General features: G+C 51.6%; 13 protein-coding genes and 1 pseudogene. 1 reads left to right on the top strand and 13 read right to left on the bottom strand.

Annotated elements, in window-relative coordinates; translation table 11 throughout:
* Window positions 1-67 precede the first annotated feature (67 nt).
* The 3 genes and pseudogenes from VMW30_04165 to VMW30_04155 all read right to left on the bottom strand — a co-directional run bounded on the left by VMW30_04165 (window position 68) and on the right by VMW30_04155 (window position 3,116).
* Window positions 68-726: pseudogene (locus VMW30_04165) on the bottom strand (SDR family oxidoreductase).
* A gap of 49 nt (window positions 727-775) precedes the next feature.
* Entirely contained in the window at window positions 776-2,014 is a 1,239-nt protein-coding gene (locus VMW30_04160; protein ID HUW87553.1) for an MmgE/PrpD family protein, read from the bottom strand.
* 4 nt (window positions 2,015-2,018) lie between these two features.
* A complete protein-coding gene (locus VMW30_04155) occupies window positions 2,019-3,116 on the bottom strand; it encodes a LacI family DNA-binding transcriptional regulator (GenBank protein ID HUW87552.1) in 1,098 nt (365 codons plus the stop codon).
* Window positions 3,117-3,180: 64 nt separating this feature from the next.
* Between VMW30_04155 and VMW30_04150 the strand changes: the two genes are divergently transcribed.
* The gene (locus VMW30_04150) at window positions 3,181-4,311 is read left to right on the top strand and encodes a mandelate racemase/muconate lactonizing enzyme family protein (protein HUW87551.1); all 1,131 of its coding nucleotides are present in this window, start codon (window positions 3,181-3,183) and stop codon (window positions 4,309-4,311) included.
* An 11-nt stretch (window positions 4,312-4,322) separates the two neighbouring features.
* Here VMW30_04150 and VMW30_04145 read toward each other — a convergent pair whose 3' ends face one another.
* The 10 genes from VMW30_04145 to infB all read right to left on the bottom strand — a co-directional run bounded on the left by VMW30_04145 (window position 4,323) and on the right by infB (window position 15,260).
* Window positions 4,323-5,156, bottom strand: a complete 834-nt coding sequence (locus VMW30_04145) for a hypothetical protein (protein ID HUW87550.1) — start codon at window positions 5,154-5,156, stop codon at window positions 4,323-4,325.
* Between the two features lie 40 nt (window positions 5,157-5,196).
* Window positions 5,197-5,463, bottom strand: a complete 267-nt coding sequence (locus VMW30_04140) for a glutaredoxin domain-containing protein (protein ID HUW87549.1) — start codon at window positions 5,461-5,463, stop codon at window positions 5,197-5,199.
* Window positions 5,460-6,206, bottom strand: a complete 747-nt coding sequence (dapB, locus tag VMW30_04135) for a 4-hydroxy-tetrahydrodipicolinate reductase (GenBank protein HUW87548.1) — start codon at window positions 6,204-6,206, stop codon at window positions 5,460-5,462. Before dapB ends, VMW30_04140 begins: the two co-directional genes overlap by 4 nt.
* Window positions 6,207-7,484, bottom strand: coding sequence for a pitrilysin family protein (locus VMW30_04130; protein ID HUW87547.1), 1,278 nt, complete (start codon window positions 7,482-7,484; stop codon window positions 6,207-6,209).
* 14 nt (window positions 7,485-7,498) lie between these two features.
* Window positions 7,499-9,700: a polyribonucleotide nucleotidyltransferase gene (locus VMW30_04125; GenBank protein HUW87546.1), complete on the bottom strand. Its 2,202-nt coding sequence runs from the start codon at window positions 9,698-9,700 to the stop codon at window positions 7,499-7,501.
* A 144-nt stretch (window positions 9,701-9,844) separates the two neighbouring features.
* Window positions 9,845-10,114 carry a 30S ribosomal protein S15 gene (gene rpsO / locus VMW30_04120; GenBank protein HUW87545.1) on the bottom strand — a complete coding sequence of 90 codons (270 nt, stop codon included), beginning with the start codon at window positions 10,112-10,114 and terminating at the stop codon, window positions 9,845-9,847.
* 131 nt (window positions 10,115-10,245) lie between these two features.
* Window positions 10,246-11,166, bottom strand: coding sequence for a bifunctional riboflavin kinase/FAD synthetase (locus VMW30_04115; GenBank protein HUW87544.1), 921 nt, complete (start codon window positions 11,164-11,166; stop codon window positions 10,246-10,248).
* 37 nt (window positions 11,167-11,203) lie between these two features.
* The gene (gene truB, locus VMW30_04110; protein ID HUW87543.1) at window positions 11,204-12,085 is read right to left on the bottom strand and encodes a tRNA pseudouridine(55) synthase TruB; all 882 of its coding nucleotides are present in this window, start codon (window positions 12,083-12,085) and stop codon (window positions 11,204-11,206) included.
* Entirely contained in the window at window positions 12,085-12,522 is a 438-nt protein-coding gene (gene rbfA / locus VMW30_04105) for a 30S ribosome-binding factor RbfA (GenBank protein HUW87542.1), read from the bottom strand. Before rbfA ends, truB begins: the two co-directional genes overlap by 1 nt.
* A gap of 2 nt (window positions 12,523-12,524) precedes the next feature.
* Entirely contained in the window at window positions 12,525-15,260 is a 2,736-nt protein-coding gene (gene infB, locus VMW30_04100; GenBank protein HUW87541.1) for a translation initiation factor IF-2, read from the bottom strand.
* Window positions 15,261-15,368 lie beyond the last annotated feature (108 nt).

The raw sequence follows: 15,368 nt of genomic DNA, 5'->3' as shown, positions 1-15,368 counted from the left end.
TCACATATTACTGGGCCGCTCAGCGGGGCGATTTTCGCCAAACCTGACGTACCAGTCATAAAACCGGTTAGTACATCAGCTGTCCACCAGAAACGTTCATCACGGTTCCAGTCACAAAAGAAGATGCCTCAGAAGCGAGAAAGAGTACCGCGCCCACCATTTCGTCAGGGGTGCCAAGACGAGCCATCGGAATAAGAGATATAAATGAGGCAAGCGCTTCCGCACTCATTGCGCCCACCATCATTGATGTATCAACGCCCCCGGGTGAAACAGAGTTGACCCGGACCCCTTCCAATGCAAATGAGCGAGCGAGACCTTTGTGCCAGCAGTGCGAAAAGAATCACGCGCCGTTCTGTTCAAGAAGAATGTTGCCTTGAGATTCACATCGATCTGAACATCCCAATCGTCCTCAGTAACTTCGTCAACCGTAGTGCGGCGGCGAAGTACCGCTGCGCAATGGGCGAGAGCAGTAAATGGTGCCATTCTCTGCGCATGTTCAAATATGGCGGCATGCGACGAGATATCGACGAGGTCAACTTCATGGATGTCGTGGCCCGAACCCGGTAACGTATTAAAAACTTCTTTCATCGGGGAGCCTGGAATATCGACGAGCAGAACTTTGCATCCTGCCTCGGCAAACCCTTTCACGACTGCACGACCGATTCCTCCGGCCGCGCCCGTCACAACAACGCTTCTGTCTTCTAAGCCGGCATCATTTCTCCACATGCGCGCCCCTTTCCGTTTGACCTACCCGCTCGCAGGAAGGTTGGTTGTCTTAGTGATCTATCAATCTCTTTACGCGATCCCAAAGTTCAGCCGAGTTCGAACCAGCAATCAGAGCCTTTGAAATATCTTGCACTTCGGAAAGCTGGCCCCCGACCAGTGCTCTCCATTTCGTATTCATCCAATCGACCTCACGTGGATCATCAAAATCAGCTCCAGGTGGCGTAGTGATGGTTTCTATCTCGCGACCTGACGAAGTCACTACCTCCACGCTCGCCGCACCCATGGGAAGTGATGCGGGAATAATTACTATCCGATCCAGAAGTTCAGCGTTTGGCGTGAGACTTGTTGGATCCTTCGATGACCACGCCGCCGCAACCATCGCCTTCACATCCCACCAAAATCCACCTCGCGTGCCATCGAGCCAGGTGATTGCGCCTTCGGCAACATGCACGTGGAGCGACTCCAATTCGGCAGTATTTCTGCGGGCGAGAACTGCCGCTGCCAATACCGCCGACTGCGCAAAACCGGTAGCGGGAAAGAGTCGAAGGCTTGTTGTCGTGACCCCGTCCACCGTGAGCCTTGCTTCAGTTGGAAAATCTGAGGCAGAGTACATTTCCAAAATTCCAAAGGGCCCATCCCACAAATTCTCGACTGCGACTGTGCCGTCCGCTGCCGCCATCGCGGCAGTTGTACCTAGTATCGTTGCGGCAGAGCGATTGAAACCTGCTGCTCCATCTCGTTGACGTGGAGCTAGGGCGCTTGCTCCAATATTGGCACCGGTCAATCGCAACGCCTTCTGATGCACTGCGCTTGGATATCCAAGAGCCACGGACGCCGCGCTCGCAGCAGCGAAGGCCCCAGTAGTGCCGGTGACATGCCATTTTGATCGGTGGCCAACTCCTAGAAATCTAGCTACCGAAGCACTTGTTCGGTAGCCGACAAGGACTGCTTCCACGAAATTCTCACGGGCTTTTTCATGGTGAAGACAGACGGAAAATACTGTCGACCAAACGACCGAACCCGGATGCGTGCCGACAGTCCAATCAATGTCGTCGCGATCACCTTCACTTGCTCGAAGTGCAAGCCACGCACTCTTGCCAATAACTCCATCATCATAAAGCAAAGAAGGTGAAACGCGGCTCTTCTTAGCCTCACTTGCCGTACAAGCAAAATAGTCAATCAAAAGGATTTCTAAACGGTGAAGATTTTCCTTAGTCCGATAAAGAGTTGATAGATCGCTTAACTCTTCAAAAAGAAGATTGCCTCGCGTTTGTTCTACACCTGTCACTGTCTCACAATCCGCCATTCGTACTGGAGCGCACTGTAAATTTTGTTTCAATCACAGATTCGCTTGGCTCCTTGCCATTGAGCATTTCCAACATCAAATGCGCAGCTTCTCCACCCATCGCTTTCGCGTCGCGATAAACAGAGGAAATCGGTGGCATGAATACATCAAAGAGCGGCCACTCATCAATAGCGACGAAGGCGACATCTTTCCCAATTTGCAGTTTCAACTCATTGAGTGCACGGAGCGCTCCAGCGGTAGAACCAATGCCGCCGGTTATAAGTGCAGTTGGACGCGGATTCTTTGATAAGAAATTCCGAGTGTGAATCAATGCGTACTCGGCATCAAATCCGCCAAGTGCCATCCACTTTTCTGGCACATCTCGACCAGCGTCACTAAAAGCCGCCTTGTATCCACGCAAGCGATCACGCGTTGTGTAAACATTCTCTGCGCCAGTTACAAACGCAATATCCTCATGACCAAGACTTATAAGGTGCGCGGTCGCCTCATACACACCCGTGTAATGATCTGTGATAACAGCGCTTGCATTGAGATCTTTCATCTCACGATCTAGTAGAACGAGAGGTCGGCGAAGCGAAAGAATTGTCTTTTTTATATATGGAGAATCCTCAGCAACGAGTGAGGCAATGACACCATCAACACGTCGCCGTCGAAGAAGTAGTAGATTCTTCGATTCGGTCTCCACGCTTCCGTCCGAGTTCATTAGAATCATCGAATACCCATTACGGCGTAGTTCCTGCTCGCACGCCCTTGCAACCAAGGCGAAAAGAGGGTTGGAAATGTCTCGGATAATAAAACCGATATTGCGGGTCGTGCCGCTTCGTAGAGATTGGGCAAGCAAGTCCGGTTCGTAGCCTAAGGCTTGAACAGCTTCTTCCACCTTCTGACGCATGGCGGGTGAAACATCGGGATGTCCTGTTAGGGTACGCGAAACACTAGAGAGGGCGACCCCTGCTCGTGCGGCCACATGTCGGATAGTGACTTGCTCTCCCTCAATCTCCTTCGAACTCACTGCCGCCCCCGCACTTCTAGGAATACCCGCAACTGCTCTTTCATCTCCAAGCAGTCTTGACACTTCCTGCATATCTTCTAGGATGGAACCGTTACCAGAATAATGACATAGTTCCAGCGAAAAGACGAGGGCAGAGATGAAGGATTACACGATTACACGCATTGAGACCGAGCAGATCCGTGTTCCCCTTGAGCGTGTATACCGCGGGAGCCACTACAAAATGACCCATCGTTCGACCATTATCACCCGGGTCTACACCGCAGGAGGCTTAGTCGGCGAGGCATATGCCGGAGATGAAGATGCGGGGCTGGCAGAGATCGATGGAATTATTCACGATGAGATAGCTCCAGTGTTGATGGGGCAAGATGCCTCCGCCATTGAACTCTGCTGGGAGTTGGCGCGTCCGGCAACTTGGAACATTCTCCGCGATCGCAGGCTCGGTCTAGTCGCATGCGCATCCCTGGATGTCACGCTCTGGGATCTCTTTGCTCGCTCCCTTGATGTACCTCTATGGAAATTGTGGGGCGGCTATCGTTCCAAGATTCCAGTGATCACCATTGGTGGCTACTACGGAAGTGACCTGACAATCAAAGAAGAGGTCGAATACCTTCTCAAAGAAGAATTTGCAGGAATGAAATTTAAGATTGGTGGCCTCTCTCCCGATGAAGATGCCAAACGATTTAAGGAAGCCCGCGCCATTGGAGGAGATAACTTCCGAATCGCAGTGGATGCCAACCAGGGCTACACCCCGGCGGAAGCAATCCGCTTCTCTCACCTGGTTCAAGATGACAATCTTCTTTGGTTTGAAGAACCTTGCCAATGGCAAAACGATCGACGAGGAATGCGTGACGTTCGCTTTGCCGGCGGAGTTGCCGTCTGCGCGGGACAGAGCGAATTCTCGGCCGCAGGTTGTCGCGATCTCATGGAGACTGGCTCGATCGATTACTGCAACTTTGATTCTTCATGGTCAGGCGGTCCTACCGAATGGCGCAAGGTGGCTGCGATGTCTACGGTCTACGACGTCAAGATGGCCCACCACGAAGAAGCGCAAGTCGCGGCACATTTGCTTGCTTCTATTCCACACGGAACATACCTCGAATATTTCCACCCAAAGCGCGATCCCATCTGGCATAACCTGATTGCAAACCGACCAAAACTCAAGGACGGGCATATTCAACTGACCGACCGCCCAGGGCTTGGTTGGGAACTAGATCAGGATTACATTGCTAAATATCGCATTTCACAACGCGTGAGTGGCGAGAACTAAACTCCGCTTGCTTATCGTGCAGGATGGCTCTTAACAAGTCGTGTTGCCACAATCAGTGCAATCCCAAGAACGACTGCGATGATCGACAAGGTCATAAGGGGCGAGAGCACTCTTTCGAGAGTCTGTCGGGCAATCTGTTGCACGTATAGAGCGCTGTCGGATGAGGCAATCAGTTTTTGAGCAAGAATCGGGGTCATGAATCTCAGAGCAAGGCCGATTATTCCGATAGAGATGAGATGCGCACCAAAAATTCGCATGAGCCTTCTACCAATGAGGAGAAATAGCCTAACGAGTAGGACAAGCCAGAGAGCCCAGATAAATAACCCTTGGCGCAATAAGTTCTTGACCTTCCCAATCGTCGTGGACTGCTTACTCAAGTCAACCGATGTGGGTTTGATATCAGCAAGAATCTTCTTGCTGATCACCGTACTTTTCGCGGCCTCATTTACTTTCTCGGCCACCAATGTGGCGAGTGGTGCGAAATCCACGTTCACCGATGACGCACCACTCAATGCAGCCTGAAATATCTGGTTGAGAGTTGAGGAAATCTTCTCTTGGAAATCAGACGACGCGCCCAGCGAGGAAATGGTGCTCTCGATTTTTGTGCGGTTCTTCTTGATCTCTTTCGCCATATTTGGATCGGCATTCTTCGTGAACTCATCAATAATCGAACTCAGAGTATTTGGGCTTGACGAAACCTCTTCCAGGACCGTAGCCGCAACGTCTCCTACCTGGTTTAGGTTACTGACTAGGAGATTTGCTGAAGTCACAAGTAGCGCGATCAAGAGAAGGAGCCACGCGAGAGTCGATAGAAGACCGACCAATACCTTTTTGCCACCCGACATAGGATCCCCCGACGCCTTAGGAAGATACTACGGCTCAAAGTCAGATTATTGAGAGGTCCTTCAACTTTGTTTTTAGGACGTTATCCGATGGCTCGGTCAGATGGGTTCCGTCTGGAAAAACAATAACCGGGATTGACTTATACCCGCCATTGATTTCAATGACTTTATCCGACGCTGATGGATCAGCTTCAACATCAACCAGAGTGTATTTCACGTTAAGAGAATCAAGGAGCCGCTTAGACCGACGACAATCTCCACACCAGTCGGCTGCGTATATTGTTATCGTGGACGAAGTTTTCTCGGTCATAACGATAAGAACCTCTCTAGGCCGAAAGTTATTCCCTGATGCTTGCCGACTTCGCGAATTCCAAGCAAGACACCTGGCATAAAACTCGCTCGGTCTAGAGAGTCGTGGCGGATGGTCAACGTCTCGCCTGGCCCCCCGAAGAGAACCTCTTGGTGTGCGATCAAGCCGCGCAGGCGAATTGAATGGATGGGCACATCTCCCACTTTGGCACCACGTGCACCGTCAAGTGCGACCTTGGTCGCATCCGGCATTGGCGCGGAACCTGCTTCAGCGCGAGCCTGCGTAATAAGTTCGGCCGTTCGAGTCGATGTTCCACTGGGTGCATCCACCTTAGATGGATGGTGCAACTCAATAATTTCAGCGGACTCAAAATAACGTGCAGCTTTCTTGGCAAATTCCATCATGAGTACCGCACCAATGCCGAAGTTGGGAGCAATCAAGACCCCCACTTTAGGGTTAGTTGCGAGAAGTGATTCGACCCGCTTGAGGCGATTTTCATCGAACCCGGTAGTTCCGACAACTACATTGATTCCGTGGCTAATGAGAAACTCCAGATTTCCCATGACCGAATCTGGAGTAGTGAAATCAACAACAACCTCAGCGCCAGCGGATAGCATTTGATCGAGAGAGTCCCCTAAATCCAATTGAGCAACGAGGATCATGTCGGATGAACCGTTGACGGCGTTTACGACTTCTCCGCCCATCCTGCCTTTTGCGCCAAGGACCGCGACTTTGATTGCCACCTAAGCTCCTAAAATTCTCTCGAACTTGCTAGTGTCTTTATATGGGCCGACAAGTGCAAGGGTAGGTCTTTGGACGAGTATCTCGCCAGCGACTTTCCTTAGAGCTTCGGGAGTTACTGCGGAAATCCGCTTGAGAATCTCATCAAAGCTCATGACTTCGCCATAAACAATCTCGCTCTTGCCAATATGGCTCATGCGGGAGCCCGAATCTTCCTGGCTGAGTACCAGCGATCCCTTTACGGCGCCCTTTGCTCGCTCAATTTCCTCATGAGACATTCCATTTTCAGCCACATCATTGAGAACTTCGCGGATAATCTCGACAACTTCAACCGCCTTGGTTGGGTGACATCCGGCATAAAAGCCCAGGAGACCGGAACCGGCAAATTGTTGGGCATACGCATAAACAGAGTAGGCAAGACCGCGCTTTTCACGGATCTCTTGGAAGAGTCGCGAGGACATTCCGCCCCCGAGTGCCGCAGAGAGGATACCCATAGTGAAGCGACGGTCATCTTCGCGAGAAACGCCAGCAACTCCATAGAACATATGCGCCTGTTCTGTTTTGCGCTTAATGAGTCCGACTGATTGTTGTTCGCGCACCTTTATTGCATTGTTTGGACGAATTTGAGGCGTTCCCTTGACATCAAGAAATCCATCCCGCGAAAGCGCTTTTTCCACCATTTCAACTGCGCTCTTGTGTTTGATATTGCCAGCTACGGCGACAACAAGATCCTGTGGCAGGTAGCGCTTCTTGTAATAGTTGTACACATTCTTACGTGGCATCTGATTGATGGACTCTACGGTACCAAGGATCGAACGACCGAGTTGTGTATCGCCGTAGTAGGTATCAGCAAAGAGATCATGGACGAGATCACTTGGATCATCATCTCGCATTGCGATCTCCTCAAGGACTACTTTCCGCTCGCCATCTACATCAGCGGCCGTGACAAGTGAGGATGTAATGAGATCGGAAATGACATCAACCGCGATCGGAAGATCGGTATCGATGACACGTGCGTAGAAGCAGGTGTACTCCTTGCCGGTGAAGGCATTCATCTCCCCACCGACAGATTCAATCGAAGAAGAAATCTCCAATGCGGTCCGAGTCTTAGTGCCTTTAAAAAGTAAATGCTCTAGAAAGTGAGAAGCCCCAGCAGCGGCTGGGGTTTCATCACGTGAACCAACATTGATCCAAATACCTATTGCAGCACTGCGAACCGAGGAGACTTCCTCTGTGACGATCCGCAGGCCGCTAGATAGAACTGTGCGCTTTACGCTCACTATTTATAGGGTCTTTACTCAGCTGCTACAGCAGGAGTGTCTTCGAGAACTGGGATAAGTGAAAGCTTTCCCTTGGGATCAATTTCACCGATTTCAACCTGAATCTTGTCGCCCACCTTGAGTACTTCTTCAAGATTCTCAATGCGCTTGCCACCGTGCATCTTGCGGATTTGCGAGACGTGGAGCAGGCCATCTTTTCCTGGAAGGAGTGAGATAAAGGCACCAAAGGCAGCCAGTTTTACAACGGTACCGAGGTAGCGCTCTCCAACTTCTGGCATCTGTGGGTTTGCAATGGCGTTAATTTGGGCACGAGCGGCTTCTGCCTTCGGTCCATCAGTTGCACCAATGTAAATCGTGCCATCGTCTTCGATTGAGATCTCAGCGCCAGTTTCATCTTGAATCTGGTTGATGATCTTTCCCTTAGGTCCGATAACCGCACCGATCTGATCAACCGGAATCTTGATCGAGATGATGCGTGGCGCAAACGGACTCATCTCATCCGGAGTATCAATGGCTTCTGCCATGACATCAAGAATCGCTAGACGTGCTTCCTTCGCCTGGTGAAGAGCGCCGGCGAGAACCGAAGCAGGAATTCCATCCAACTTGGTATCGAGCTGTAAGGCAGTTATGAAATCACGGGTACCGGCAACCTTGAAGTCCATGTCGCCAAATGCATCTTCTGCCCCAAGGATGTCAGTCAAGGCAACGTATTCAATCTTGCCATCAACATCATCAGAGATAAGACCCATTGCGATACCTGCAACTGGTGCCTTGAGCGGAACACCTGCGTTGAGAAGCGAAAGAGTCGAAGCGCAAACAGATCCCATTGAAGTCGAACCATTTGAACCAAGTGCTTCAGATACCTGACGAATTGCGTATGGAAATTCTTCACGTGTGGGAAGAACTGGTACCAACGCGCGCTCGGCAAGTGCTCCGTGACCAATTTCGCGACGCTTAGGTGAACCAACGCGACCAGTTTCCCCCACTGAATATGGTGGAAAGTTGTAGTTGTGCATGTAGCGCTTATGGTTTTCCGGGTTCAATGTGTCGAGCTGTTGCTCCATCTTGAGCATGTTCAAAGTGGTGACTCCAACAATCTGGGTCTCTCCACGCTCGAAAATCGCCGATCCGTGTACGCGAGGAATTACCTCGACCTCAGCAGATAGTGGACGGATATCTCGTAGACCACGACCGTCAATACGAATCTTGTCGCGGAGAACGCGCTGACGAACCAATTTCTTGGTAAGTGAGCGGAACGCTGCTGGGATTTCTTTTTCACGACCTACGAATTGCTCAGCGAGTGAACCCTTAACCATTGCGCTGAGGCGATCGGTCTCGGTCTCACGATCTTGCTTTCCAGCAATCGTTAGCGCCTTTGCGAGGTCATCGCTGGCAATAGCGGAAACCGCTTCGTATGCATCACTCTGATAATCCAGGAAGACGGGGAATTCGCCGGTTGGCTTTGCGGCCAACTTGGCGAGTTCAAGTTGTGCATCGCAGAGTGTGCGGATAAATGGCTTAGCTGCTTCAAGACCTTGTCCTACGACCTCTTCTGTAGGGGTGACTGCGCCACCCTTAATGAGTTCTATGGTCTTCACCGTGGCTTCTGCCTCAACCATCATGATCGCTACATCATTATCAATGACACGACCTGCAACAACCATGTCGAAGACTGCGTCTTCTAATTGTGAATGATTTGGGAAAGCGACCCATTGGCCTGAGATCAATGCAACGCGAACTCCGCCGATTGGACCAGAGAATGGCAATCCTGCGAGTTGGGTTGAGATTGAAGCTGCATTGATTGCGACTACGTCATACATATGATCTGGATTGAGTGCCATAACAGTGACAACAACCTGCACTTCATTTCGCAAACCCTTGACGAATGATGGACGCAATGGTCGATCAATCAGTCGACAGGTAAGGATTGCATCCTCGGATGGGCGACCTTCGCGACGGAAGAACGATCCTGGAATGCGGCCAAGGGCATACATTCGCTCTTCCACATCCACCGTAAGTGGGAAGAAGTCGAACTGATCCTTTGGCGTCTTGGAAGCGGTTGTTGCTGAGAGAAGCATTGTTTCGTCATCTAGATAGACGGTCGCACTTCCACCTGCTTGGCGCGCAATGCGGCCGGTTTCAAAACGAATTTCTCTTTTTCCATATTTTCCGTTATCAATAACAGCAACGGATGAATGAATTTCTTGACCCTCCATGGGTCACTCCTGTTCTCGATCAAACCACGGGAGTGAATGAATCTTCGATCGAAGCCCACGGACCTCTGCCCTCTAGCCAGACTGGCAGTTGGGCAGTTCCGTAAACCACTACCGAGGACCATTGCTCCCGGTTGATCGTTGGTATTAGCGGCGAATACCGAGTTTTTCGATAATCGCTCTATAACGTTCGATGTCTGTCTTTGCGAGGTACTGAAGAATTCGGCGACGCTGACCAACCAAAAGGAGCAGGCCACGACGGTTGTGGTGGTCATGCTTGTTGGTCTTTAAATGCTCGGTGATCTCTTCAATGCGCTTGGAGAGCAAAGCGACCTGGGTCTCAGGACTTCCCGTGTCAGTAGGAGAGTTTCCGTACTTCGCGATGATCTCTTTTTTAACTTCTGTCGATAGTGCCATGTGTGGTACTCCTTCTACTGTTCACGAGGGCTTCCGGTTTGCCGCACGGAAACTCGCTTTCTCGGTGGACGGCTAAGGGTATCAGCGCAGACACGCTCAAGAGAAATCGAAGAGCTGGGGCAGAAACTGACTCACATATGCGTCAAAATACGAGCCTGATCGCAGTCCTTCTTCATTTGAACGAGCAGTGGCTCAAGACCGTCAAATTTGAGGGTATCTCGCAAGCGCCACCCAAAATCAATGATGGCCCCTTGATCGTACAAATCCAGTCCTTCTCGATCCAATGCATAGGCCTCTACCTGACTGGATCGCTCCCCCGCAAAAGTTGGGTTTGTGCCAATTGAAATCGCCGACGGCCATCGTTGTCCCGCTACTTCAAGCCATCCCGCGTAGACGCCATCAGCCGGCACGGTGTTACTGGCAGAGGAATAGCCCAGATTCGCGGTCGGATATCCAATCTCGCGACCCCGTTTTTCGCCGTGAACAACTATTCCTTCAAGGCGGTGAGGGCGAGTCAGCAGCCGCGAAGCAGTAGCAACATCCCCATGTGCCACCGCATCGCGAATACGAGTTGATGAAATCGGGTCGCCATCGGCAATTTCCAATTCAACTTCCTCCGCGGCAAATCCGTAAAGTTTCCCAGCGGCAATTAAGTCCGCCACTTTCCCCGCAGCCTTGTGACCGTAAGTGAAATTCTCTCCGACTACGACACCAGAAATCTGTAATTGCTTCACCAGTACCTCAGAGACAAATTCCTCAGGTGACTTGGAAGCGAAACTTCGATCAAAATCAATAACTACAACCGCATCTGCACCGTGTTGCTTGAGCAACTCCACCCTTCGTTCTAGCGATACCAACATAGTTGGCGCCCGCTCTGGTGCAAAAACCTGGGTTGGATGAGGGTCAAATGTGAGTGCAATTACGCTACGACCGTTGCTTAACTCTTTGGCCCGGGAAAGAATCGCTTGGTGACCTCGGTGCACTCCATCAAATATGCCAATAGCGACTGTTGCGCCAGATATCTGCTCGCCTCGCCACTGCACTCTATTCATCTGCGTATTCTGCCATTCTTATAGCGTTTATGAACCGTTACGAACGAGGCGCGAAGACCGCGATTGGTCGGGCTTTATCCTCTTCATTTAAAAGAAGCGCGATAAGTCGATCCTGCTCCATGGCAGCAGTGATTTGATCGGTCATATTAGGTGAAATGACTCTTCCGAATGAGAGTTCGCGCGTCTCATCGGAATTCAATTCACGAATAGGGAAAGTCCGCGCAGCCACATCAGCGATATGCAAGGGCGAAAAACCACCAGATTTGAGTGATTCAACCGAAATCGCGGACTCAGCCCCGAAACTTCCAACTCGAGTACGGCGCAACGCATTGAGATGTCCACCCACTCCCAAAGCCTCTCCGCAATCCCGAGCTATCGCACGTATAAAGGTTCCGGCTCCACACGTAACTTCGATATCCACCTCAACAAAACGTTCTAATCTCCGTATTCCTTTAACAACTAGGGAAGAAATGTGGACTTCGCGTGCTGGAAGTTCAAAGCTCTCTCCCGCGCGGACCCTCGCGTGAGCCCTCTCCCCCGCTACCTTTATCGCAGAAACCGAACTCGGGCGCTGCAGAACACGCCCAACCATCTTCTGTAGCTCCGTATGAATTTGCTCATCAGTAATTGCTCTAACTTTTTCTGCTGGTGCTTCAAACAAAAGAACACCTTCGGCGTCATCAGTGACTGTGCTTGCGCCGAGGACGATTGTGGCGACGTATTCCTTCTCACCTTCAGTAATGTACTGAAGCAGCCTCGTTCCATTTCCAAAACCAAGAACCAAGACGCCGGTGGCCATTGGATCTAGCGTTCCTGCGTGTCCAACTTTCTTGGTACCGAGTGCGCGACGAGCAATAGCCACAACATCGTGACTGGTCATTCCAGCGGATTTATCTACAGCGAGAAATCCGTCAGTTATCAATCTTCATCCGCTCGTTCGCGGGGAGCCTTGTATGGATCAGGCTCTCCTGCGTACTTAGCATTCGCACGAAGGGCAATGACTTCGGCATCTCGCTGATGGACTGTCTCTAGAAGTGATTCAAGTGCCTTTGCGCTCTCAGGCAGCGCATCAGAAAAGAAATCAATGGAAGGCGTAATCCGCATTCCAAGATCTTTACCCAGGGCCGCACGAATGACCCCTTTGGCACTGTCTAGAGCAGCGGCTGATGCAGCTCGCTGCTCTTCATCACCAAGAACTGTGTAAAAAACGGAAGCATGCTGTAGGTCGCCAGTAACGCGCGTATCCGTAATTGTGACGAACCCCAAGCGAGGATCTTTAATCTTCCCCTCAAGGAGTCCCGCCACAACAACTTTTATTCGGTCAGCAACTTTCTGCGAACGATGTGATTGGCCCATTGTTATACCCGCTTCTTCTCGCGCATCTCGTAGACCTGTACAACGTCACCGATCTGTACATCCTTGAAGTTCCCAACGCCGATACCGCACTCGAAGCCTTCGCGGACTTCAGTTGCATCGTCCTTGAATCGCTTGAGAGATTCGATAGTCAAACCATCTGTGACAATCTCACCCTTACGCAGCAATCGAGCTTTCCCATTTCGGCGGATGATTCCGTCCAAAACAATGGAGCCAGCGATGTTTCCGAACTTGCTCGACTTGAAGATCTCGCGGATTTCCGCATTTCCAAGCACAACCTCTTCGAACTCTGGCTTGAGCAGTCCCTTGAGTGCGAGTTCGACCTCTTCGATTGCTTGATAAATAACCGAGTAGAACCGGACATCCACACCCTCTTGATCGGCAAAGATTGCCGTCTGCGGCTCTGGCTTCACGTTGTATCCGATGACAACCGCAGTAGATGCCGAAGCCAGAGTGATGTCGCTCTTCGTAATAGCACCAACACCGCGGTGAATAACACGGAGATCAACTTCGGCTCCAACATCAAGCTGCATTAATGCATCTTCGAGCGCTTCTACCGATCCACTCACATCACCCTTGAGGATGAGATTGAGTGTGGTGATCTTCGACTGCTCCATGAAGTCTTCTAGCGAGACCTTCTTACGGGCCTTGGCTAGCTGAGCGTTCCGCTCTGCTGCCTGACGCTTCTCAGCGATCTGGCGGGCCGTACGGTCTTCATCGGCAACAAGGAAGGTATCCCCAGCATTTGGCACGGACGTAAATCCCAGTACCTGTACTGGTCGCGAAGGTCCTGCCGTTTCAACATTATCACCATGCTCATCCAACATCGCACGAACACGACCGAAGGAACCGCCAGCGACAATTGCATCTCCAACTTTAAGTGTTCCGCGCTGAATAAGGACGGTCGCAACTGGTCCGCGACCTCGATCGAGGTGGGCTTCAATTGCAACACCCCGAGCATCATCATCAGCAACTGCTTGAAGATTGATAGTGGCATCGGCAGTAAGAAGAATGGAATCAATAAGCTCTTTAATTCCATCGCCGGTCTTCGCAGAGACGTTTACGAAGATTGTGTCTCCGCCGTATTCCTCTGCAACCAAGTTGTACTCCGTGAGTTGTTGGCGAACCTTCTCTGGGTTTGCACCTTCTTTATCAATCTTGTTTACGGCAACAACGATTGGCACGTCTGCAGCTTGCGCATGGTTGAGTGCCTCAATGGTCTGAGGCATCACGCCATCATCTGCGGCAACAACCAAAACCGCAATATCGGTTACCTTTGCACCACGAGCACGCATTGCAGTAAATGCTTCGTGACCAGGCGTATCAATGAAGGTAATCGCACGATCTAGACCGTTGTGATTGTGGTGAATTTGGTAGGCGCCAATGTGCTGCGTGATTCCACCCGCCTCGCTCTTAACCACTTCAGTCTTACGGATCGCATCGAGCATTCGAGTTTTACCGTGATCGACGTGGCCCATGACCGTAACAACAGGTGGTCGCGTGACCAACTGTGATGGATCAAGAGAAGCGAGTTCGCCCTCAAGGTCGATATCGAATCCTTGAAGAAGTTCGCGATCTTCATCCTCTGGGCTGACGATCTGAATGACGTAACCCAATTCAGCGCCAAGTAGTGCGAAAGTATCTTCGTCCACTGATTGGGTAGCCGTGACCATCTCACCAAGGTGGAATAGGGCCGCAACCAGGGCGGCTGGATCGGCATTAATTTTCTCTGCAAAATCTGCAAGTGACGCTCCCCGACGCATACGGATAGATGTCTTTCCGTCACCGTGTGGAACTACTGCGCCACCCAGTTGTGGCGCCTGCATATTGTCGAATTCATCGCGCAGCGCCTTTCTACTCTTGGGCTTTCGCTTACTGCTTTTGCTCGCATTCTTACCAAACGCGCCACCCGTACTTCCACGTTGTGGTCGACCAGCAGCTGGACGGGCGGGTGCTCCGGCTGCGCCCCCGGCGCTCGGTGTGCGGTACGGACTTCCGGCGGCGCCGGTGGATGGGCCACCAGCGCGTGAAGGAAAACCAGTTCCGCCCGCCGGACGTGAAGAAGAGGGACGTGCCGCAAAACCAGGGCGGACAGATCCTGGACGCGGACCCGACATTGGTGGTCGTGGCGCGCCTGGCCCAGTTGGCCGTTGCGGTGGGCGCGGAGTTCCAAAAGCATTATTGCCGGGGCGCGGCACTGGTGGGCGTGGCGCCGGTGGGCGCGGAGTTCCAAATGGATTGTTGCCCGGGCGCGGAGCTGCCGGGCGCGGGATAGCTCCGCCAGCTGCTGGTAATGATGGGGCAGTTGGAGTGGCTGCCGCCGGTGGTGCGGGAATTGCGACTGATGCTGCAGTTGATGCTATTGGTAAAATTGGTGTCACCGGTCGCGCTTCGGCTGCAGCTTCGCGGGCGTGTTGGGCAGTGGTCTGCTCAACTAGTCCAGGTGCGAGTTCAGCCAAGAGTTCGGTTGCGGCCTCTGGCGTGATCTCCTCTTTTGCGGGTTTTGCGGTGGCCTTCTTTACGGCGGCCTTCTTGACGGGCTTGGTAACTTCTAGCGGCTTTGCATTTGGGAAGAGTTCAAGCATCTTCCGTACAACGGGTGCCTCTACTGTCGATGATGGAGATTTGACGAATTCGCCTATCTCCTGGAGTTTCGCAAGGACGACCTTGCTCTCCATACCGAGTTGTTTTGCTAACTCATGTACGCGGACCTTTGCCACAGTTCTCCTGTCTTGGCCCGCAATTTCTTAGATGCGAGCCTTAGTTGCCTGACCTCATGATCGGTTCGAACTCATTTGAGTGTCATATCTTTCGCATCCATTTCGTAG

The sequence above is a fragment of the Candidatus Paceibacterota bacterium genome (genome assembly GCA_035530615.1).
In the GTDB taxonomy this organism is placed as follows: domain Bacteria; phylum Actinomycetota; class Actinomycetes; order Nanopelagicales; family Nanopelagicaceae; genus QYPT01.
This window is presented reverse-complemented; position numbering and strand designations above follow the sequence as displayed.

Coding starts and splice junctions, on each gene's coding strand:
- VMW30_04155 (HUW87552.1), bottom strand. CDS start 3,116: ATGCAGGAAGTGTCAAGACTGCTTGGAGATGAAAGAGCAGTTGCGGGT.
- VMW30_04150 (HUW87551.1), top strand. CDS start 3,181: ATGAAGGATTACACGATTACACGCATTGAGACCGAGCAGATCCGTGTT.
- VMW30_04145 (HUW87550.1), bottom strand. CDS start 5,156: ATGTCGGGTGGCAAAAAGGTATTGGTCGGTCTTCTATCGACTCTCGCG.
- VMW30_04140 (HUW87549.1), bottom strand. CDS start 5,463: ATGACCGAGAAAACTTCGTCCACGATAACAATATACGCAGCCGACTGG.
- VMW30_04125 (HUW87546.1), bottom strand. CDS start 9,700: ATGGAGGGTCAAGAAATTCATTCATCCGTTGCTGTTATTGATAACGGA.
- rpsO (HUW87545.1), bottom strand. CDS start 10,114: ATGGCACTATCGACAGAAGTTAAAAAAGAGATCATCGCGAAGTACGGA.
- VMW30_04115 (HUW87544.1), bottom strand. CDS start 11,166: ATGAATAGAGTGCAGTGGCGAGGCGAGCAGATATCTGGCGCAACAGTC.
- rbfA (HUW87542.1), bottom strand. CDS start 12,522: ATGGGCCAATCACATCGTTCGCAGAAAGTTGCTGACCGAATAAAAGTT.